Here is a 17,282-nt window from a genome sequence, read left to right as displayed (position 1 = left end):
CCACCCGCCCACTCCCCCAGGAAGCCCATGTCCGCCTCCCACAAGGCGATGCGCCCGCGTCCGCTGGTGCTCGCGCTGTCGTCCCTGATGCTGGCCTCGCTGCCGGCCTTCGCGCAGGAAAGCGCGCCCACCACATTGCAGGAAGTGAAGGTCACCGGCTCGCGCATTCCACGTGCCAGTGTCGAGGGACCCTCGCCGGTGACGGTGATCAGCCGCGAGCAGATCGACGCACAGGGCTACCGCAATGCGTTCGACGCCCTCAGCGCGCTGACCGAGAACACCGGCAACGTGCAGGGCGAGGATTTCGGCAATACGTTCACGCCGGCCGCCAACACCATCAATCTGCGCGGGCTGGGTCCGAACCGCACGCTGGTGCTGGTCAACGGCCGTCGCCAGGCCGACTACCCGCTGGCCTACGAAGGCTCGGTGAACGTTGTCAACCTGGCCAACATTCCCAGCGCCCTGATCGAACGCATCGAAGTGCTGGCTGCCGGTGCGTCGGCGGTGTACGGCTCCGACGCCATTGCCGGTGTGGTCAACATCATCCTCAAGGACCGCTTTGAAGGCGTGGACGTGAACGTGCGCGCCGGCGGCACCCAGCAGGGCGGCGGTGACAACCAGCGCGTGCAGGTGGTGGGCGGCAGTTCCGGCGAGCGCTGGGACGGCCTGTTCGGTTTCGAGTTCGACGTGCGCAAGGCGATCCACGCGCGCCAGCGCGACTTCATGGATTCGCTGGACGATGACCCGGCCGGCAAGGCGCCGCAGGCGACCGCGATCGCCTATCGGCGCAATGCTGCCACCGGCCGCAACATCGATCCGGGCGTCAACGGCTGCGACGCCGCGTCGGACATCTATGGCGGCAGCGTGTTCCGTGCCAACAACCCGCGCCAGGGCTGGTACTGCGGCAGCAACGAGGCCGCCGCCAGCTACTGGACCGTGCAGACCCAGAAGCGCAATCTCAACGGCTACGGTCTGCTGACCTTCCACGTCAACGAGACCACCGACCTGTTCGCCGATCTGGCCGTGGGCAGCGCACGCATCACCAACAACACCCGTGCGCCCACCTGGACCTCGGCCCGCAACTACTTCTACAACCAGACCACCGGCAACCTGGAAAGCTGGTACCGCCGGTTTGCGCCGGAGGAAATCGGTGGCCTGCCGCGCAATGCCAACCGCTTCCTGGAAAATTCGTGGTCATTCAACGTCGGCGCGCGCGGCCAGATCGGCGACAGTGGCTGGGACTATGAGGCGGTCTACAGCCGTTCGCGTTACGAGAACCGCACCCGCCGCCCGGTGCTGCTGGCCGGTATCAACGAATACCTGCTGGGCCCGAAGCTGGGCGTGCGCAATGGCGTAGAGGTCTATGCGCCGGATCCCGCGCGCCTGTTCCAGCCGCTGAGCCCGAACGAGTACCAGAGCCTGTCCGGCTACCAGGAGAGCCGCAACGCGGCGTGGCTGCAGACCTTCAGCGCCAGCGTCAACGGCCGTTTGTTCGCGCTGCCCGGTGGCGACGCTGCATTGGCGGCGGTGGTCGAGGCCGGCAGCCAGGGCTACCGCAACCGCCCGGACCCGCGACTGGGCACAGGCGAGTTCTGGAACACCAGCGCCGGTATCGGTGCCGGCGGTGATCGTGACCGCTATGCGGCCGGCGTGGAGCTGCAGTTGCCGTTGCTGAAATCGCTGACCACGACGCTGGCCGGTCGCTATGACCAGTATCGCGCCGGTGGCGAGCACATCGGCAAGGCGACCTGGAGCTTCGGCGTCGAGTTCCGCCCGATCGAGAGCCTGTTGATCCGCGGCTCTGCTGCGACCAGCTTCCGTGCGCCGGACATGAACTACGTGTTCGCGACCGAGACCCGCGGCTACAACCCGGGCATGACCGACTACTGGCGCTGCCGCACCGCAGGCCAGTCGTACGACAACTGCGACTACAACGGCCTGTCGATCGACTACAGCAACCGCGCCAACGCGCAGCTGCAGCCGGAAACCGCTAAATCCTATGGTTTCGGCGTGGTCTGGTCGCCGCTGTCCGGCCTGGATTTCAGTGCCGACTACTACGACATCCGCATCGACAACGAGGTCACCAGCCTCGATACCAGCCGCATCCTGCGCGACGAAGCCGATTGCCGCCTGGGCCGCACGCTGGGTGGCGAAGCGCGCGATATCGGTTCACCGCTGTGCCAGGACGCGCTGTCGCGGGTGATCCGCAACCCGTCCACTGCAACCGTGCAGCCGGACCAGGTGACCCGCGTGCTGATCAATCCGATCAACGCGGCCTCCGAATCGGTGCGTGGCCTGGACCTGAAGGGTAACTGGCGTTTCGATGCCGGCCGCTATGGCCGCTTCACTACGCGCCTGGCCTATACCGTGGTGCTGGAGCACACGTACCGGCAGTTCTCCGATGATCCGGAGCGTGACATCCGCAATTCGCTGGATGACTACCAGTGGCGCAGCAAGGCCAATGGCAGCATCACCTGGAACCAGGGTGACTGGACCACCACGCTGTACGGCAACCGTTTCGGTTCACTGCCGAAGACCGATGGCAGTGGCCGCATCGCGCCGTACATGACCTACAACGCCAGCGTGTTCCGCCAGTTCGGCGAGAACCTGTCGGTGGGCGTGATCGTCAACAACCTGCGTGACAGCCGCCCGCCGGCGGACAGGAACGGTGGCGGCTGGCCGTTCTATCCGGTTGGCAACTACGACCCGTATGGCCGCCAGTACTGGCTGCAGCTGGACTACCGGTTCCGCTGATCCGGCTGGCAAACAGAAGGCCCGGCAATGCCGGGCCTTCTGCTGTGTCGATGTCCGCTGTGATGGCGGGCGCCGGTGGTCTAAGGCAGTGCCTGCTGCAGGTACGACTCGATGACGTAGCTGAAGGGCTGCTGCTGGCGATCGCGCAGCAGGGCGCGCACTTCCAGGATCACGCTGCGGTCGCCTTCGCCACGCGGTGGCCAGAAGGTCTGGTCAGCCAGTGTCTGGCGCTGGAAGCCGAGCGGGCCAACCACGCGGCCAAAGGGTTCGTCGGTGCTGTCCAGCACCTGGTTCATGGCGGGACTGAGGTGGTCCGGCAGGTACCAGTTGTCGGCCTCGGAGAGTACGCGGCTGCCACAGACCAGCTGCACACGGCGGTAGCGAAGGGCGGTGCCGGGTTTCGCACCCAGTGCCTGCAGCACGTCGGCCGGTGCTGTCTTGTCCTGGCCGTGTACACGCACCGCGCGCACCCGCGCCTGTTCGGCCAGGCCGTGTTCGGCGCACCAGTGTTCCAGGGTGGCGGTGGCGCTCTGCCCGGAAAGCACACGCTGGTGCAGCCGCTCGACCAGCGCAGCCGGGGCGATGCGCTGTTGGCCAGGCGGCGCCTGCAGCGGCGCGGTGGCGGCCGCATCAGTGGCGGACAGGCTGGCCATCGGGGCAGCAGCCAGCAGGGACGCGGCCTGCCAGCGGCGGAGACGATCGTGGCGGTCGGACGGGCCCATGCGGCATCACAGCGGAAACAGGTGCCTATGGTACCCGTTCAGGCGTGTGCACGGCGTGGCTGCGAGCCGCCGTCGCGGCGGCATTCATCGTTCTGATGAATGTGTGGCATCCAGATATTTCGTTGGCCGATGGCAGTGCCAGCGCGCAGGATGGCGCCATGACTTGGCTTTCCGGGAGTTTCCGATGACGCTTCAGTTCGTCCATGGCGCGGTTGATCGCGAGGGCGCGCCGCTGCATTTCCACATCCACAACGGTCGTATCAGTGGTCTCAACGGTGATACTGCGCCGCGCGAGGGTGCGGAACCCGTCGACTTGCAGGGCTGTGCAGTCCTGCCGGGCCTGGTCGACGGTCATATTCATCTGGACAAGAGCTTCGTCGGCGACCGCTGGCACCCGCACCAGCCGGTGAACAGCCTGCGTGAGCGTCTGGCGGTGGAGAAGGCCGCGGTGGCGGGTGCCGCGCCGATGGTGGACCGTGCCGAGGCCTTGATCCGCCAGTGCAGCCGCTTCGGCACGGTGGCGATGCGCTGCCACGTGGATGTCGACGGCAGCACCGGCCTGCGTCATCTCGAAGCAGTGCGCGAGGCCGCGCTGCGCTGCGCCGACATCATGCGGATCCAGCTGGTGGCGTTCCCGCAGGCCGGGGTGATGTCCTGTCCCGGCACCGCCGCCGTACTGGAGCAGGCCCTTGCCGCAGGGGTGGAGGTGCTGGGCGGCATCGACCCGACCACGCTCGACGGCGATGCCGAAGGCCAGCTGGCCCTGCTGTTCGGCCTGGCCGAGCGCTATGGCGTGCAGCTGGACATCCACCTGCATGAGCCCGGCGAAACCGGACTGGCCCAGCTGCTGCGCATCGCCGCACGCACCCGTGCCGCCGGCCTGCAGGGGCGGGTGGCGGTCAGCCATGCCTACTCGCTGGGCGACGTGCCGCTGGCGCGCGCGCTGCAGGTGGGTGAAGCGCTGGCGACGGCGGGCGTAGCGATCATGAGCAACGCGCCGGGCGACCATCCGTTCCCGCCGCTGCGTGCATTGCATGACGCCGGCGTGCGCGTGTTCGCCGGCAATGACAACATCCGCGACTGCTGGTGGCCGTACGGCAATGGGGACCTGCTGCAGCGCGCGATGCTGCTGGGCTACCGCTCGGGCTTCTACACCGATGGCGACCTGATGCTGGCGCTGGACATGGTCACCACCCATGCCGCGCAGGTGATCGGGCTGCCGCAGCACGGCATCGCCGAAGGCCGGCCGGCGACGTTCGTGGCCGTGCGTGCAGACCATGGCCCGGCGGCCGTGGCAGGGGTGCCGGTGGAGCGCCGGGTGGTGGTTGACGGCCGTTGGTTGTAGATCCACGCCGTGCATGGAGGGAACCATCGCGTGGTCTCATTCATCCACACATGGCGTGGATCCACCTCGATGTGTCGTCAGGCGTAATCGTCGGCGCGGGTAGCGACGAACGCTTCCAGCCACGCAAGCAGGTGGGCGATGTCGATGACTTCGCCCTGTTCGACGCGCTTGAGCAGCAGTGTGCTGGCGCCGATCTGCAGGCTGCTGTCGGCATAGCGCAGCACTGCATCGATGCCCCAGGCGTCGGTGACCTGCATCCAGGCCAGCCCCGGCACGCGTTGGGCCAGGGTATCGCCGAACGCCACGCCCAGCGCTTCCCAGCCATCGCAGTCGTCACGCTCGATCAGCTCGGCATCGATCACGCGCTGCAGCGTGCTGGCCGCCAGCGGCCATTGCACCGGCAGCGTCGGGAAGCCGGCGGCGACGCGCGCGGCGATCAGCGAGCGCTGGTGCTGCAGGTGCGTCTGCAGGGCGGCGGGCAGGGGGGCGAAGCGGGCGGGGATTTCGTCGGACATGACACGATGCCGTGGAGCACGGAAACAGGGGGCACTCTAGCGGCAGAGCCGTGACTTCCGCGCGACAGGCGTGATCAGCTTTCGATGGTCAATGCGCGGATTTCGCTTCGGGGTCAGATCCGTTTCGGAAAACGGATCTGACCCCACGCGGGACGATGTTGCCGTCGCGGCTGCCGGCCAGCGGCCCACGCTACCGCAGTTGCAGTGGTCAATCCGGTTCGCGCTGCACCTGCCGCCACAGCTCGCTGGCCAGCGCGCGCACCGCATCGTCGGCGTCCGCACGATGCAGCAGGCCGATTTCGTAGTTGTCGATCACCGGCAGGTCGCGCTCACCATCGATGATGCGATGATCGCGGGCGACCGCGCGGCGGGGCAGCAGGCTGATGCCGATGCCATCGGCCACGGCGCCCTGGATGCCACTCAGCGACGAGCTGGTGAAGGCGATGCGCCAGCGCAGGCCCAGCGCTTCCACGGCGTGGATCATCTCGTCGCGGTACAGCCCGCGCGGCGGGAAGGTGACCAGCGGCAGCGGGTCCTGCTGCAGGCAGCTGCTGCGCAGGCTGTCGATCCAGTGCATCGGCTCGCGGCGGCAGTGCACCGCCTGGCGGCTGTTGCGGCGCTGCTTGACCAGCACCAGGTCCAGTTCGCCGTGATCGAAGCCGTGGGCCAGGTCGCGGCTGAGGCCGCTGCTGATTTCCAGCTTCACCTGCGGGTGACGGCGGCTGAAAGCGGCCAGCATGCGTGTGGTCTGCGCGTTGACGAAGTCCTCGGGGACACCGATGCGCACCGCGGTTTCCACGGTGGCGCCGGCCAGCGCCTGCGCCATTTCCTCGTTCAGGTCGAGCATGCGCCGCGCATAGCCGAGCAGGGTGTGGCCGGCGTCGGTGGGGTGCACGTCGCGGTGGCCGCGCTCGAGCAGGCGATGCCCCGCCAGCTCTTCCAGGCGGCGCACCTTCTGGCTGACCGTGGACTGGGTCGAATGCAGGCGGGTGGCGGCCGTGGTGAAGCTGCCGCAGTCGGCCACCATCACCAGCGCCCGCAGCAGGTCCAGTTCGAACAGGGTTCTATTCGATTTGGCACTGTCTTCCATTTGAACATTTCACTTCTGGATACCCAGGCCGACTTCTACCATGCAGGGCAGGGGCCGGCAATGCCCGGCTGTTGCTACCGTCGCACGGCGTTCCGTGGCGACGGACATGAGGAGACACTGTCATGCGCGTCCATCATTCCGCTGGCTGGCCTGCGCCGTTCACGCGCGTGCTGCTGTTGTGCCTGCTGGCCATGGTCACCCCCGCCTGCACCGCCACGTCCCGGGCCGACGCAGACGCGCGCCTGCGGGATGCTGCCAGCCGCGGCGACGCCGATGCGGTGCGGCAGGCGATCGAGGATGGCGCCACGCTGGAGGCGCGCGATGGCCAGGGTCGCACGGCGTTGCTGCTGGCCACGCAAGGCAACAACGTGGATGCCGCGCGCGAGCTGATCGAAGCCGGTGCCGACGTCAATGCCAAGGACGCCATGCAGGACAGCGCCTACCTGTACGCCGGCGCGCGGGGCCTGGATGAGATCCTGGCGATGACGCTGGCGCATGGCGCCGATCTGCGCAGCACCAACCGCTATGGCGGCACCGCGCTGATTCCGGCCGCCGAGCGTGGCCACGTCGCCACCGTACGTACGCTGCTGCGCGCGGGCGTGGCGGTCGATCATGTGAACCGCCTGCACTGGACCGCGCTGCTGGAAGCAATCCTGCTCGGCGATGGCGGTGCGCGCCACCTGCAGATCGTGCAGTTGCTGCTGGAGGCCGGTGCCGACCCGGAGCTGGCCGACGGCGACGGCGTGACGCCGCTGGCGCATGCGCGCCAGCGCGGCTATACCGGAATTGAGACCCTGCTGCGCCAGCACGGCGCGGTGCGCTGAATGCAAACCCCTTCCACCCGCACGCTGGGCGTGCCCATCAGGATGCTGTCCATGTTCCGTTCCCGTCCCTTGTCCCTTGCCATCCTCCTTGCGGTGGCACCGCTGTCGGCGTCTGCCGCCGAGCGCGCCGACCTGCTGATCCGCAATGCCACCGTGGTCGATGTCGAGCACGCCAGTACCCGGGCCGGGCAGAGCGTGGTGATCCGTGGCGAGGACATCGTCGCGGTCGGTCCGGATGCGCAGCTGCGCAGCCAGTGGAGCGCGGCCCGCCAGATCGATGCCAAGGGCAAGTACCTGATCCCGGGCCTGTGGGACATGCACGTGCACTTTGGTGGTGGCCCGGCGCTGATCGAAGAGAACAAGGCACTGCTGCCGCTGTACATCGCGCACGGCATCACCACGGTGCGTGACTGTTCCGGCGACCTGCCCGAGCAGGTGCTGCAGTGGCGCGGGGAAATTGCCAAGGGCACGCTGTTCGGTCCGCGGCTGCTCAGCTCGGGCGCGAAGATCGAAGGCCTCAAGCCGGTCTGGAAGGGCACGATCGAAGTGGGCAGCAAGGCCGACGTCGACAAGGCGATCACCCGCCTGCAGCACGACAAGGTCGATTTCGTGAAGATCACCGACAGCACGCTGAAGCCGGAACTGTTCCTGTACTCGGCCAGTGCCGCGCGCAATGCCGGATTCAAGGCGTCGGGGCACATCCCGATGGCGCTGACCGTGGAGCAGGCAATCGATGCCGGGCTGGCCTCGATCGAGCATCTGGACTACGCATTCAAGGCCGGGAGCAAGGACGAGGCGCAGATTGCGGGTGACTTCGGTGCCGGCCGCATCGACCGCGCCGAAGCCAACCGCCGCCTCGACGCCAGCTTCGACCGTGACACGGCGATGCGTGCCTACCGCGATTTCGCCAGGCGCGGCGTGTTCGTGACCCCGACCCTCAACGGTGGCCGCATCCTCGATTTCCTTGACCAGGATGACCACGCGAACGATCCGTACCTGGCTTACATCGGCCCGGGCCTGCGCGCGACCTACCAGTGGCGCGTTGAACGTGCCGCCAAGGCAACGCCAGCGCAGATCGAAGCGCGCCATGCGCAGTACCACCAGGTGGCCGCCGTGCTGCCGATGCTGCAGGAAGCCGGCGTGACGATCATCGCCGGCACCGATGCGGGCTTCCTCAACTCGTTCAACTTCCCGGGCATCGCCCTGCACCAGGAGCTGCAGCTGTTCGTGAAGGAAGGCTTGAGCGCGCCGCAGGCGCTGTCGGCGGCGACCCGTTCCGGCCCGGCCTGGTTCGGCCAGATGAATCGTTACGGGGGTGTTGCTCAAGGCAAGGCCGCCGATCTGGTGCTGCTGACCGCCAACCCGCTGCAGGACATTGCCGCCACCGAAAAGATCGACAGCGTGATCCTGCGTGGCAACGTGTATGACCGCGCCGCGCTGGACAAGATGCTGGCCGACACCAGGGCCAAGGTCGCGGCGTGGAATGCCGAGGCGGCGAAGGCGCAGTGATCGACAGGGTCAGAGCCCTTCCCCGTGGGAAGGGATCCGACCCTGTGGCTTCGATGCGGCCAGTGACCTAACGCGGTGCCGGCCGCATTCCGTGCAGCTGCGGCAGTGCGGCCTTCATCGCATCGATGAAGGCGCGCAGCCGTGGCGGCTGCTGGCGCGCGGCGGGAAATACCACGTGTACCGGCAGCGCCGGCGCCTGCCAGTCCGGCAGCAGCTGCACCAGCCGCCCTTGTGCGAGGTCTTCGGCCACCAGCCAGGCCGAGACCACCGCTGCACCCAGCCCAGCACATGCGGCCTGTTGCACCACGAACAGGTTGTCGCTGAGCAGGCGCGGGCTGATCGAAAGGGTATGCGCACGCCCCTGCGCGTCATGCAGCAGCAGGCGTTCGCGGTAGTAGGTGACCAGTGAAATCCACGGCAGTGCCTGCGCCTGTTCTGGTGTGTTGATCGCGGTGGCCTGCACCAGCGAGGGCGCTGCCACGACGATGCGCGGCACTTCGGCGAGCGGCAGTGCGACCATGCGCGGTTCGTCGACGGGGCCCACCCGCACCGCGCAGTCGATGCCTTCGGCGATGAAATCCGGGCGGCGATCTTCCAGGATCCACTCCAGGCTCAGCTGTGGGTGCTGGGCGAGGAAGGCGAGCATGGTCGGCAGCAGCTGCGCCTGGCCGAAGGCATGCGGCACCATCACCCGCAGGCGTCCGCGCAGCGTTTCCGGTTCGCCGTGCAGTTCGGCCTGCAGCGACTCCCATTCGTCGACCACGCGTTGCGCATGGCGCTGGCAGCGCAGGCCATCTTCGGTCAGCTGCAGGCCATGGGTGGAGCGCTGCAGCAGGCGCAGGCCGAGCTGCCGCTCCAGTGCCTGAAGGCGCCGGCTGACCGTCGGCTGGGTGGTGCCCAGCTGCACGGCGGCGGCAGACAGGCTGCCGGCATCGACGATGCGCAGGAAGGTGCGCAGCAGGTCCAGGCGATCGGCGCCGGTGGCGAGGTCATTCATGCGTGTCACGTATGAAGTATATGTGCAGGAGCCTACTACAGACGCATGGCGAATACGGGCAGGATACGCCCACTTCCTCCACCGGACTCCCCCATGTCTACCCCTTCGCTGTCCGTCGTCGCACCCGCGAACGCGCCTTCCACCCCGCTGGTGCTGGCGATGGCGGCCGGCGCCGGCTTTTCGGTCGCCTCGCTGTACTACAGCCAGCCGATGCTGGGCCTGATCGCGCAGGACCTTGGCGCAGGTGAGCGCGCCGCCGGGCTGGTGCCGACCCTGACCCAGCTCGGCTACGCGCTGGGCATCCTGCTGCTGGCACCGTTGGGCGATCGCTTCGACCGCCGCCACCTGATCCTGTTGAAGTCCGCGCTGCTGGCGTTGGCACTGGGCGCCGCAGCGATGGCCGGGCACCTGCCGGGCCTGCTGATGGCCAGCCTGCTGGTCGGGTTGATGGCCACGCTGGCGCAGGACATCGTGCCGGCCGCTGCGGTGCTGGCGCCGGATGCACAGCGCGGCCAGATCGTCGGCCGGGTAATGACCGGCCTGCTGCTCGGCATCCTGCTGTCGCGCGTGGTCAGTGGCGTGGTGGCCGAGGCATGGGGTTGGCGCACGCAGTTCGTGCTGGCCGCGGTATCGGTGGCGGCGATGGGCGCAGTGATGGCGCGTGCGCTGCCGCGTTTCGCACCGACCAGCACGCTGCGCTATCCGGCGTTGCTGGGCTCGTTGCTGGCGTTGTGGCGCGAGCAGCCGCAGCTGCGCCGCGCGGTGGCGAGCCAGTCGTTGCTGGCGGTCGGCTTCAGCGCATTCTGGTCGACGTTGGCGCTGATGCTGCATGCCCGCCTGGGCCTGGGCAGTGCGGCGGCGGGTGCGTTCGGTATTGCGGGTGCGGCCGGTGCGCTGGCCGCACCGTTCGCAGGACGTTTCGCTGATCGCCTGGGTTGCCATGCCGTGGCGCGGTTGGCGATCGCGGTGGCGCTGCTGGGCTTCGGCCTGCTGCTGGCCGAAGCCTGGCTGCCGGCCGCCGCGCTGCTGCCGCTGCTGGTGGTGAGTGCGCTGCTGTTCGACTTCGGTTTCCAGTCGGCGCTGGTGGCGCACCAGACGCTGGTCTATGGCCTGGTGCCGCCGGCACGCAGCCGGCTCAACGCGCTGCTGTTCACCGGCATGTTCATCGGCATGGCCGCTGGCGGTGCGCTGGGCAGCCTGGCGCTGGCGCAGTGGGGGTGGCACGGCGTGGCCTGGCTGGCGGTGATGTGCGCGGGCGGCAGTCTGCTGCTGCGTTTGAAGTAGGGGTGGTGTTCGGCAGGGCTTGCAGCCCTGCACCTGCGGTAGTGCCGGCCGCTGGCCGGCAACAGCGCAAACAGCGGATTTTCAGTAGCCTTCGACAGGTTCCTGCGGTCTGTTGAAACGGCTCTTGGGGTCAGATCCGTTTTCCGAAGGAAAACGGATCTGACCCCTGATTGATTTCGATATCTGACAGAAGTGTCGGCCAAGGTCGACACCTACCAAACGCCATCGGAATCCGTCAGAGGTGGGGCGGTGTCGGAGTGCGGGGTGTCAGCCGCATGGATGCGGCTGCCAAGCTTGCAGGGACGTACTTGCAGCGTCCCCGTAGTCCGACACCGCCCCGCCATCCCACGGAATCCATGCTGTTGCTGTTGCTGTTGCTCCAGCGCGTAGCGGGTGCAGGGCTGCAAGCCCTGCCGAACAACCCCCTAATCGTGACCGCTGTCGTCCAGGCTGATGATGCCGCGCCGCAGCGCCTGGGTCACCGCGTGCGTGCGATCACCCACCCCGAGCTTGTCCATCAGGCTCTTCATGTGCGCCTTCACCGTCTGCTCGGAAATCTGCATGCGCTCGCCGATGCGCTTGTTCGACAGGCCACCGGCCACATGCCGCAGCACCTCGGTCTCGCGCGGCGACAACCGGTCCTCCACCACGTGCGCGGCAATGCTCGCAGCGACTGCCGGTGGTATCGGTGCGCGCCGGCCGCCAGCGACCATGCGGATCGTATCGACCAGCTCGTGGCGCAGCATGTCCTTCAACAGGTACGCACTGGCGCCGGCCTGCAGCGCCCGTACCGCACGCACGTCACCGCGATAGGTGGTCAGCACGATGATGCGCGCACGCGGGTCCATCGCGCGGATCCGCACGATGGCTTCCACACCATCCAGGCGTGGCATCTGCAGGTCCATCAGCACCACGTCCGGCTGCAGCTGCTGATAGCGCTCGATGGCTTCCTCGCCATCGGCGGCCTCGCCGAGCAGGCGCAGGTCGGAATGGGCGCCCAGCAGCGCGGCCAGGCCGTCACGCAGCAGCGGGTGGTCGTCGACCACCAGCACGCCGATCGGGGCAGGGGACTCAGTCATGGTGGCTTCTACTCCAGGGCCAGCGCCAACGCGATGGGCGGCGGTGATACAGGCGACGGGCGGGAACCGCCAGCGCGACTTCAGTGCCCAGCCCGGGGCGGGTCCACAGCCGCAGCTCCGCGCCGAGGCGCTGCGCGCGCTCACGCATGCCCTGCAGGCCCCAATGGCCATGCCCGGCATTTTCGTCGGAGATGCCGACGCCATCGTCGCGCACGTGCAGCAGGAAGCACCGCGCGCCGTAGGACAGCTCTACCTCGATGGCGCTGGCATTGGCGTGGCGCAGTGCATTGCGGATGGCCTCGCGGCCGATCAGGAACACCTCCTCGGCGGCATCGGCCTGCAGCGGTGGTGTTGCGCCTTCCACAGTCAGGCGCAGCGGATTGGTGCCGTGCCCGGCGTATTCGGTAGGCGATGTTGAGCGAGGGCAGGGCCTTGTCGTTGCGGCTGCTGAAGGTCGCCGTGCCACCGGCCTGGCGGCGGTCCATGTCGATCCATTCCATGCGCACGCCCGGGGTGATCCGCCACTGGCCGATCGCGATGCGGTCGTCGATGTAGAACGCATGGGCATCGGTGGCGTTGTCGAAACGGGTGGTGGCACTGGCCACGCCGGTGCGGCGGCTGACGGTGTAGCTGCGGTCGTTGCCCCGTTCGCGCAGGAAGCGGTAGCCGGCGGTGATGTCGTGCACCGTGCTGCCCCAATGCAGGCGCTGGGTATAGCGCGGCTCGATGCCAAGCACGCGGTAATCGCGCGGCTGCACGGTCAACTGGGTATTGGCCGTGTTGATCAGCGAGCTGGCGCGGCTGCTTTCGTTGTAATAGGCCAGCACCTCGAACTCGCTGTTGGCCGACAGCGTGTTGGTGTAGCCCAGGTCGATGCCGGTGCGGTGGCCCTTCCAGAAATCGGTGGAGCGGGTGTTCTGGAACGGGTCGGCCTCGTACTGGGCGCGGGTCAGGCCGCCCGGGGTCAGCGAGCGCACGTCGTAGTACGACAGCTTGGCGCGCAGCTCCTGCTGTTCGTCGATGGCGTAGGCGAACTTCAGAGCGAGATCGTTGAAACGGTCATCGCTGCCCTGTCGCCAGCCGCGGCCATCCTGGCCGGAGTACAGCAGGGCCGCGCCCAGGCCGTTGTCGCCGGTACCGCCGAGGAAGGCGTTGTACTGGGTGCTGTCCCCGCCGCCATGGTCGTAGGCGGTGTAGCGCACGCCCGCTTCGCCGTGCAGGCCTGCCTCGGTGGGAATGGCGCGGGTGCTGAAGTTGATGATGTCGCCCACGTTCTGCGGGCCGTAGCGCACCGCGCCGCCGCCTCGCACCACGTCGATCGATTCGATGTTGGACAGGCTGGTCGGTGCGAACGACAGCTGCGGCTGGCCATACGGCGCTACCGCCAGCGGCACGCCGTCCAGCAGTACGGTCGAGCGTGGCGAGTAGCGCCCGGTCAGGCCGCGCACGCCGATGTTCAGCGAGACCGAGCTGCCGGCCGTGCCGGAGTTGTCGGTGACCTGCACGCCGGGGATGCGGCGCATGGCATCGCCGATGCTGGCCGCGCCGCTGGCCTCGATGCGCTGGCGGTCGACCACCGTGCGCGCGCCGGCGAAGCTCTTGACGCTGTCATGCAGGCCGGTGCCCAGCCAGCTGCCGGACACCTGGATGCTGTCCAGCGTTGTGGCGCCGTCCTGGGCGAAGGCACGGGTGGCCGGGAGCAGGCACAGGGCGAGGGCGGCAGCCAGGGGCAGGCGGGCCGGTTGCAGGGCGTGGATGGGCATCGATGCGGGTTGTGGAAGGTCGTAAATGAGAATTATTGCTGATTCCATTCGCTATTGGAATGCGCCTCCGGTTCATACCGATGCCCCGGTGGTAGAGTGGGCGATTGCTTCCTGACTCGCCGAGATCCGCCATGTCCCAAGCCGCCTTCTACCCCGTCGGAACTCCTGGCCAACCGTGGGGAGCGGCGGAACGGGAGCTGTGGCGTGGTCGCCAGCAGCGCCTGCGTCGCTATGACCAGGAGGTGCTGCCGCGCATCGAGGCGCTGGCCTCGCGTTTCGACAAGGTGGCCTATGGCCAGCTCGACTACGCTGGCGAGACCTATACGTTGTTCGCCCTGCGCAGCCGCGACTGGAACCCGGCGCTGCCCGCCGCGCTGGTTACCGGTGGCGTGCACGGCTATGAGACCAGTGGCGTGATGGGCGCGCTGGAGTTCCTCGAGAAGCACGCCGCCGACTATGCCGGCAAGGCCAACCTGATGGTGGCGCCGTGCGTGAATCCGTGGGGCTTCGAGCGCATCAACCGCTGGAACTTCGATGCGATCGACCCGAACCGCAACTTCCGCGCCGATGGCCCGGCCCGCGAGTCGACTGCGCTGATCGAGCTGATTGCACCGATCAAGGGCCAGTTCGTGCTGCACATCGACCTGCACGAGACCACCGACAGTGATGAAAGCGAGTTCCGTCCGGCGCTGGCCGCGCGTGACGGCAAGCCGTTCGAGCCGGGCCTGATTCCGGATGGCTTCTACCTGGTGGATGACAGCGAGGCCCCGCAGCCGGCCTTCCAGCAGGCGGTGATCGCTGCGGTGGAGAAGGTCACCCACATTGCCCCCGCCGACGACAAGGGCGAGATCATCGGTTCGCCGGTGGTCGCCCATGGCGTGATCGAGTATCCGCTGGTGAAGCTGGGCCTGTGCGCCGGCATTACCGGCGCGAAGTACACCACCACCACCGAGGTCTACCCGGACAGCCCGCGGGCAACCCCGCAACAGTGCAACGACGCACAGGTGGCAGCGGTGTGCGCGGCGCTGGATTACGCGCTCGCCCATCGCTGACAGATAAAAGGGGGACGGAGGGGATTAAGTCGTTTGTGCCCCAGTACCGCCGGGGCACAAACGACTTAATCCCCTCCGTCCCCTTTTTCACCCCAACGCGTCGGCCCACCAGAGTGCGGCTGGGCCTGGCGGCGTGTCGCGTCGCCACAGCAGGTCGCTGTGGATGCGCCGCGGCCAGCCCGGCAGCACCAGTTCCACCAGCCGCCCACGGTCATAGCGCTGCACCAGCGCCCGCGGCAGTTCGGCCCAGCCGATGCCGTCCTCGGCCATCTCCATCACCATCAGGTAATCGGTGGCGGTCCAGGCCAGGCCGGTGACCAAGCGGGTCTGATCGACTTCCGCGCTCAGGCGCACCTGCCGATGCCGTGCCAGTTGTGCGGCGGCGCGACGCCCGGCGCTGGCCAGCGGGTGTCCGCGCGCCACGTACACCGACAGTTCGCTGTGGTGCGCCAGCGGCCGCGCCACCAGCCCATCGGGATAGCGCTCCTGCCTGGGCAGCAGGCCCAGCGCGGCGCGGCCGCTGCTCACCCGTTCCAGCACGTCCTCGCCTTCGGCATCCAGCCACTCCAGCTCGATCTCCGGGAACGCTTCGGCGAAGCGCTGCAGGATCCGCTGCTCCGGATCCAGCTGGTAGACATCGGAAAACACCACGGTCAGGCGCGGCTCGACCGGCGCGGACAGGCGCACGCTCAACTGCTGCAGGCGCGCATCGGCGGCCAGGATCTCCTGTGCGTGGCCCAGCACTTGGCGCCCGGCCTCGGTCAGCCGCGGGTAGCGCCCGCTGCGGTCGAACAGGCTCACGCCGAGGTCGGCTTCCAGGTGGGCAATGGCGGTGCTGACCGTCGACTGGGTCTTGCCCAGCCGCCGTGCCGCGGCCGAGAACGAGCCCAGCGCGGCGGCTTCCACGAAGGCCTGTAGGGATTCAGGGGAATAGGGCATTGATCCATCGCTCCTGTCGATGGAATCCATTTTGATACCACCGTAAAAGGCGATGATACTAACCCCCGTCGCCCCTGTCTGCGAGGGGCGTTCCGGACCCTCCACGCGCGGCGTGGATCCATTGATGAGGCGGCGCGGTCCCCGTCCTGCAAGGAGTTTCACATGTCCCGTACTGTTCCCGCCCGTGGCGCGCTGGTCGCCTGGGCCTGCCTGACCGTGGCGATCGTCGCCGAAGTGGTCGGCACCTCGTTCATGGCCCACGCCGCCCGCGATGGCGGCTGGACCGGTTATCTGATCATGGCCGGTGCGCTGGCGCTGTCCTACTTCTTCCTGGCGCAGTCGGTGCGTCGCATCGCGGTGGGCGTGGCCTACGCGGTGTGGGAAGGCCTGGGCCTGACCCTGCTGACAGTGGTCGGCCTCACCGTGTTCGGCGAGAGCCTGTCACTGCAGCAGCTGGCCGGCCTGGTGCTGGCGGTGGTGGGCATCGTCTGCGTCACCCTCGGGGAGGCACACTGATGAATACCCTGGCTCTGTTTTTCGTGATCTGTTCGGCGCTGATCGATGTCGCCGCGAACATGATGGTGGCCAAGTCGGAAGGCTTCCGCCGCTGGCGCTGGGGTGTCGCTGCGATCGTCATGGTCTGGATCGCCTTCGCCCTGCTGGGCCAGGCGGTGCGTTACATGGACCTGGCCACCGCCTATGCGATGTGGGGTGCGATCGGCGTGATCGGAACCGCCACCTGCGGACGCCTGTTGTTCGGCAACCGCCTGCGTCCGATCGGTTGGATCGGCATCGGTCTGGTCACTGCGGCGGTGCTGCTGCTCAGCACCGCCAAGTAGCAACGGGTCTTTTCGCGGGCGTGGCGGCACCGGTGCGGGCGATTTGCGAAGTCGCCCGCGCTCGCCGACACTGCGGCTTTCCACAAGGAGTGCCCGCATGTTCAGCCACATCACCGTTGGAACGAACGACATGGACGTCGCGCATCGCTTCTACGATGCCCTGTTCGCCGCGATGGGGGCACGTCCGGGTGTGTTCGACGAAAAGGGTCGGCTGCTGTACTTCGAGGATGGGCGGATGTTCGGCGTGACCGCGCCGATCGATGGGCAGCCAGCGTGCCATGCCAACGGCGGCACCATCGGTTTCAGTCTGGGCAGTGCAGAGGCCGTGCGTGCCTGGCAGGAAGCTGGCGTGGCTCACGGTGGCACCGCAATCGAAGATCCGCCCGGCGTCCGCAACATGTCCGGTCGGCAGGTGTTTCTGGCCTATCTGCGTGACCCGGATGGCAACAAGCTGTGTGCGGTGCATGTAATGTCGTGATCGGACAGGACGCGCGTGGCCGCGGCGCGGCCCGCGCGGGCAAGGTTGCGCTCCGGCGCGCGCGTGATAACACGGAATGGTGGGCCGGGCCT

General features: G+C 67.9%; 15 protein-coding genes and 2 pseudogenes. 9 read left to right on the top strand and 8 right to left on the bottom strand.

The window, feature by feature from the left end; genetic code table 11:
• Positions 1 to 27: 27 nt before the first annotated feature.
• The gene (locus tag AC5P98_RS11260; protein ID WP_481445441.1) at positions 28 to 2,754 is read left to right on the top strand and encodes a TonB-dependent receptor plug domain-containing protein; all 2,727 of its coding nucleotides are present in this window, start codon (positions 28 to 30) and stop codon (positions 2,752 to 2,754) included.
• An 80-nt stretch (positions 2,755 to 2,834) separates the two neighbouring features.
• Here the strand turns inward: AC5P98_RS11260 and AC5P98_RS11255 are convergent, their stop codons facing one another.
• Complete coding sequence (locus AC5P98_RS11255) at positions 2,835 to 3,476, bottom strand: hypothetical protein (protein ID WP_049440926.1); 642 nt, start codon at positions 3,474 to 3,476, stop codon at positions 2,835 to 2,837.
• 184 nt (positions 3,477 to 3,660) lie between these two features.
• Here AC5P98_RS11255 and AC5P98_RS11250 point away from each other — a divergent pair, with 184 nt between their 5' ends.
• Positions 3,661 to 4,821 carry an amidohydrolase family protein gene (locus tag AC5P98_RS11250; RefSeq protein ID WP_049407561.1) on the top strand — a complete coding sequence of 387 codons (1,161 nt, stop codon included), beginning with the start codon at positions 3,661 to 3,663 and terminating at the stop codon, positions 4,819 to 4,821.
• 77 nt (positions 4,822 to 4,898) lie between these two features.
• On the opposite strand, the gene AC5P98_RS11245 is transcribed toward AC5P98_RS11250, so the two are convergent.
• Together AC5P98_RS11245 and AC5P98_RS11240 are read right to left on the bottom strand one after the other, a co-directional pair.
• Positions 4,899 to 5,336 carry a DUF3806 domain-containing protein gene (locus tag AC5P98_RS11245; protein WP_049407564.1) on the bottom strand — a complete coding sequence of 146 codons (438 nt, stop codon included), beginning with the start codon at positions 5,334 to 5,336 and terminating at the stop codon, positions 4,899 to 4,901.
• Positions 5,337 to 5,544: 208 nt separating this feature from the next.
• The gene (locus AC5P98_RS11240) at positions 5,545 to 6,426 is read right to left on the bottom strand and encodes a LysR substrate-binding domain-containing protein (RefSeq protein ID WP_049407566.1); all 882 of its coding nucleotides are present in this window, start codon (positions 6,424 to 6,426) and stop codon (positions 5,545 to 5,547) included.
• Between the two features lie 122 nt (positions 6,427 to 6,548).
• Here AC5P98_RS11240 and AC5P98_RS11235 point away from each other — a divergent pair, with 122 nt between their 5' ends.
• Positions 6,549 to 7,250 carry an ankyrin repeat domain-containing protein gene (locus AC5P98_RS11235; protein ID WP_099476071.1) on the top strand — a complete coding sequence of 234 codons (702 nt, stop codon included), beginning with the start codon at positions 6,549 to 6,551 and terminating at the stop codon, positions 7,248 to 7,250.
• Between the two features lie 51 nt (positions 7,251 to 7,301).
• Complete coding sequence (locus tag AC5P98_RS11230; RefSeq protein ID WP_049407572.1) at positions 7,302 to 8,759, top strand: amidohydrolase family protein; 1,458 nt, start codon at positions 7,302 to 7,304, stop codon at positions 8,757 to 8,759.
• A gap of 67 nt (positions 8,760 to 8,826) precedes the next feature.
• Here AC5P98_RS11230 and AC5P98_RS11225 read toward each other — a convergent pair whose 3' ends face one another.
• The gene (locus AC5P98_RS11225; protein WP_049407569.1) at positions 8,827 to 9,756 is read right to left on the bottom strand and encodes a LysR family transcriptional regulator; all 930 of its coding nucleotides are present in this window, start codon (positions 9,754 to 9,756) and stop codon (positions 8,827 to 8,829) included.
• A 93-nt stretch (positions 9,757 to 9,849) separates the two neighbouring features.
• Between AC5P98_RS11225 and AC5P98_RS11220 the strand changes: the two genes are divergently transcribed.
• A complete protein-coding gene (locus tag AC5P98_RS11220; protein WP_014647477.1) occupies positions 9,850 to 11,040 on the top strand; it encodes an MFS transporter in 1,191 nt (396 codons plus the stop codon).
• 425 nt (positions 11,041 to 11,465) lie between these two features.
• On the opposite strand, the gene AC5P98_RS11215 is transcribed toward AC5P98_RS11220, so the two are convergent.
• From AC5P98_RS11215 to AC5P98_RS11205, 3 genes and pseudogenes are all read right to left on the bottom strand, one after another.
• Complete coding sequence (locus AC5P98_RS11215; protein WP_014647476.1) at positions 11,466 to 12,119, bottom strand: response regulator; 654 nt, start codon at positions 12,117 to 12,119, stop codon at positions 11,466 to 11,468.
• Positions 12,112 to 12,522, bottom strand: a pseudogene (locus AC5P98_RS11210) (sensor histidine kinase); the annotation flags it as partial. The pseudogene AC5P98_RS11210 and the gene AC5P98_RS11215, both read right to left, overlap by 8 nt.
• Position 12,523: 1 nt before the next feature.
• Positions 12,524 to 13,882 (bottom strand): annotated as a pseudogene (locus AC5P98_RS11205) (TonB-dependent receptor family protein); the annotation flags it as partial.
• 131 nt (positions 13,883 to 14,013) lie between these two features.
• Here AC5P98_RS11205 and AC5P98_RS11200 point away from each other — a divergent pair.
• The gene (locus AC5P98_RS11200) at positions 14,014 to 14,934 is read left to right on the top strand and encodes a M14 family metallopeptidase (RefSeq protein WP_049407430.1); all 921 of its coding nucleotides are present in this window, start codon (positions 14,014 to 14,016) and stop codon (positions 14,932 to 14,934) included.
• An 87-nt stretch (positions 14,935 to 15,021) separates the two neighbouring features.
• Here the strand turns inward: AC5P98_RS11200 and AC5P98_RS11195 are convergent, their stop codons facing one another.
• On the bottom strand, positions 15,022 to 15,873 hold the full coding sequence (locus AC5P98_RS11195; RefSeq protein WP_049407431.1) for a LysR family transcriptional regulator: 852 nt from the start codon (positions 15,871 to 15,873) through the stop codon (positions 15,022 to 15,024).
• Between the two features lie 162 nt (positions 15,874 to 16,035).
• On the opposite strand from AC5P98_RS11195, the gene AC5P98_RS11190 reads away from it, so the two are divergent.
• From AC5P98_RS11190 to AC5P98_RS11180, 3 genes are all read left to right on the top strand, one after another.
• A complete protein-coding gene (locus tag AC5P98_RS11190) occupies positions 16,036 to 16,389 on the top strand; it encodes an SMR family transporter (RefSeq protein WP_010485170.1) in 354 nt (117 codons plus the stop codon).
• Positions 16,389 to 16,712 (top strand): DMT family transporter, encoded by a 324-nt coding sequence (locus AC5P98_RS11185; protein WP_014647443.1) that lies wholly within the window; start codon positions 16,389 to 16,391, stop codon positions 16,710 to 16,712. The genes AC5P98_RS11190 and AC5P98_RS11185 overlap by 1 nt, the downstream gene beginning before the upstream one ends.
• Before the next feature lie 97 nt (positions 16,713 to 16,809).
• The gene (locus AC5P98_RS11180) at positions 16,810 to 17,190 is read left to right on the top strand and encodes a VOC family protein (RefSeq protein WP_049407434.1); all 381 of its coding nucleotides are present in this window, start codon (positions 16,810 to 16,812) and stop codon (positions 17,188 to 17,190) included.
• The last annotated feature ends 92 nt before the right edge of the window (positions 17,191 to 17,282 follow it).

Source organism: Stenotrophomonas sp. YJH_SMC_135, from assembly GCF_059372355.1.
The sequence above is the reverse complement of the archived record's forward strand: the minus strand, read 5'-3'. Positions and strand labels throughout refer to the sequence as shown.

What these genes read in the sequence shown, in the direction of transcription:
- AC5P98_RS11260 (WP_481445441.1), top strand. Translation starts at nt 28, where the DNA reads ATGTCCGCCTCCCACAAGGCGATGCGCCCGCGTCCGCTGGTGCTCGCG.
- AC5P98_RS11255 (WP_049440926.1), bottom strand. Translation starts at nt 3,476, where the DNA reads ATGGGCCCGTCCGACCGCCACGATCGTCTCCGCCGCTGGCAGGCCGCG.
- AC5P98_RS11250 (WP_049407561.1), top strand. Translation starts at nt 3,661, where the DNA reads ATGACGCTTCAGTTCGTCCATGGCGCGGTTGATCGCGAGGGCGCGCCG.
- AC5P98_RS11245 (WP_049407564.1), bottom strand. Translation starts at nt 5,336, where the DNA reads ATGTCCGACGAAATCCCCGCCCGCTTCGCCCCCCTGCCCGCCGCCCTG.
- AC5P98_RS11240 (WP_049407566.1), bottom strand. Translation starts at nt 6,426, where the DNA reads ATGGAAGACAGTGCCAAATCGAATAGAACCCTGTTCGAACTGGACCTG.
- AC5P98_RS11235 (WP_099476071.1), top strand. Translation starts at nt 6,549, where the DNA reads ATGCGCGTCCATCATTCCGCTGGCTGGCCTGCGCCGTTCACGCGCGTG.
- AC5P98_RS11230 (WP_049407572.1), top strand. Translation starts at nt 7,302, where the DNA reads ATGTTCCGTTCCCGTCCCTTGTCCCTTGCCATCCTCCTTGCGGTGGCA.
- AC5P98_RS11225 (WP_049407569.1), bottom strand. Translation starts at nt 9,756, where the DNA reads ATGAATGACCTCGCCACCGGCGCCGATCGCCTGGACCTGCTGCGCACC.
- AC5P98_RS11220 (WP_014647477.1), top strand. Translation starts at nt 9,850, where the DNA reads ATGTCTACCCCTTCGCTGTCCGTCGTCGCACCCGCGAACGCGCCTTCC.
- AC5P98_RS11215 (WP_014647476.1), bottom strand. Translation starts at nt 12,119, where the DNA reads ATGACTGAGTCCCCTGCCCCGATCGGCGTGCTGGTGGTCGACGACCAC.
- AC5P98_RS11200 (WP_049407430.1), top strand. Translation starts at nt 14,014, where the DNA reads ATGTCCCAAGCCGCCTTCTACCCCGTCGGAACTCCTGGCCAACCGTGG.
- AC5P98_RS11195 (WP_049407431.1), bottom strand. Translation starts at nt 15,873, where the DNA reads ATGCCCTATTCCCCTGAATCCCTACAGGCCTTCGTGGAAGCCGCCGCG.
- AC5P98_RS11190 (WP_010485170.1), top strand. Translation starts at nt 16,036, where the DNA reads ATGTCCCGTACTGTTCCCGCCCGTGGCGCGCTGGTCGCCTGGGCCTGC.
- AC5P98_RS11185 (WP_014647443.1), top strand. Translation starts at nt 16,389, where the DNA reads ATGAATACCCTGGCTCTGTTTTTCGTGATCTGTTCGGCGCTGATCGAT.
- AC5P98_RS11180 (WP_049407434.1), top strand. Translation starts at nt 16,810, where the DNA reads ATGTTCAGCCACATCACCGTTGGAACGAACGACATGGACGTCGCGCAT.